Here is a 1,836-nt window from a genome sequence, read left to right on the forward strand (position 1 = left end):
TTGTCCAACCCCGAGTCCGACCACGGCACCGTCGGCGACGTCGCCGTGATGCCCGCCAAGATCACCGAATCCGCGTCCTTGGCCGAGGCCCTCGATGCCCTCGGCCGCGCCGAAGCGACGGGCATGCCGGTCCTCGATCGCGGCGGCCATTCAGTGGTGGGCTGGCTGACCTACCGCACGGTGCTGTCGGCGTTGTGAGCGCTTGCCAGTGCTGTAGCCCGTGCCGCTGACCCGATCCGGAAGCTGGACCGGATCCCGGCCAGGACCCGAACCCTGACTACAAGCGTCTAGGTAGCCGCTGATCGAGCGGTTCGGTCCGGTCACGCCGTAGGACAGAAGATCTGTGAGTTCAGGCCCATTCCGAAGTGTCGATCAGCTGGCCATGTCGCACTATAGTTGCTCCGAGCTGGGGTGCTAGCTGCCAGCAACCCCCGTGGGGCACGAACCTGCGACCCGCGACCTGGGGTTTTGTGTCAGCGCCGGTTCCCTTGCAATTTAGGGAACACGGCTGACCTGCGGAAATGATGCTTCCCGATTGCGCCCCCGGCGGGGCACCATTCAGATGGGAACAGTACCGACCAGCATCTTCTTGCTGGCCGTCTGGTTATCGAAGCCGATTTCGCCCTGAGCGGTCGGCGTTAGGGGGCCTCGGTATTGGTCTCCGGGTGGAAGTCCCGCACTCAGGTTCCGGGTGGTTGTTGTTGTCGGGATGCCTGCCATTTGGTGATCTCCCACAGCACCTGCGCTTGGCGTCGTGCCAGCGCTTCACCCTCGGTGCCTTCGGCGGTCACGATCTCGAACTCTGCACTCGGTGGTTCCTGCCGGCTGCTCCTGCGGCGTGGAGGATCTTTGGGTTGGTAATTGTCGGCCATTCCGTAGGTGTGCCCACCGAGCATGGTCAACGCACTGAAATGCCGACGAGCGGATAGTCGTGAACGGACTCGGGGTAGTCGAGCCTCGGTGACATGGTGGCTCGCTAGAGCACGTTCCGTTCGCATATGCCGCTCGAAGCCGGACGGCGTGCTGGTTCAGATCGGAATGTACTCGTCGCCGACAGAATCGCTGCCCAGGCCGGTAATCGTGCGGAGCCGTATCCGAGGCGGTAGGGGATTGCCCCGATGGTGCCACCGGATCTTCTCGGTCATCGCGGTGATACTTTCGGGCTGCCAGGCAGCCTGCGTGGTGGCCATGATGATTTCATCTGCCTGCAGAACGTCTGCGCTATACAACCGCTTGTCCACGGCCGCGTTGCGCTCGGCTCTGGAGGATCCGAGCTTGTTGTTCGATTTTGCTTCGGCCACAGCGAGACGGCGATCGGCCAGGCTGAGCAGGTCCGTCTCGCATTTGTCCTTGTTCTCGCCGTCAGCCACGGTGGGATCGGTCATTTTGAATTCCGCGGAATCGGTGAAAGTCCGGCTCCTCAAGCGAAGATGCCGCGACAGCAACAGGGGTACGTGGCCGTTCTCGCTGATCAGTGCCCGTGCGGTCGGGTGCAGGTGGTAGAACCATCGCGGCTCGTCCAGCGGTGTGCGCCAGCGGGCGCTGGTGAGGACGTTGTCGTGCAGGCAATGTCGGCACCGGAAGGTGGCGGTGATGTCGTTGATGGATACGAACGACGTATGCGTGCAATGTGAGCAGGTCAGCATGAGCCCTCGAAACAGCAGCCCGCATTCGAGCAGGCTGTCGACGCGGTCTCGGATGTCAGCGCTGGCCGGCTGATTTGATTGCTCGCAGATCCCATGGTGTCGGCTGCCAGGGGGAAGGGACCGTTTCGGAGCTGTTTTTGCCAGCAGGATGGGACCACCTCGTTTGCCACTGATGGGACCACCTGACTAG

At 62.6% G+C, this 1,836-nt stretch carries 3 protein-coding genes; 1 reads left to right on the forward strand and 2 read right to left on the reverse strand.

Annotated features, from left to right (window positions below; genetic code table 11):
* Positions 1-198, forward strand: a 198-nt coding sequence (locus tag ACH438_RS46220) for a CBS domain-containing protein (protein WP_397017712.1), incomplete at its 5' end; no start/stop codon positions are given.
* A 482-nt stretch (positions 199-680) separates the two neighbouring features.
* Here the strand turns inward: ACH438_RS46220 and ACH438_RS46225 are convergent.
* Complete coding sequence (locus ACH438_RS46225) at positions 681-872, reverse strand: hypothetical protein (RefSeq protein WP_397017714.1); 192 nt, start codon at positions 870-872, stop codon at positions 681-683.
* A 156-nt stretch (positions 873-1,028) separates the two neighbouring features.
* Positions 1,029-1,646 carry a hypothetical protein gene (locus ACH438_RS46230; protein WP_397017716.1) on the reverse strand — a complete coding sequence of 206 codons (618 nt, stop codon included), beginning with the start codon at positions 1,644-1,646 and terminating at the stop codon, positions 1,029-1,031.
* Positions 1,647-1,836 lie beyond the last annotated feature (190 nt).

The organism is Nocardia sp. NPDC020380 (assembly GCF_044386975.1).
GTDB lineage: Bacteria > Actinomycetota > Actinomycetes > Mycobacteriales > Mycobacteriaceae > Nocardia.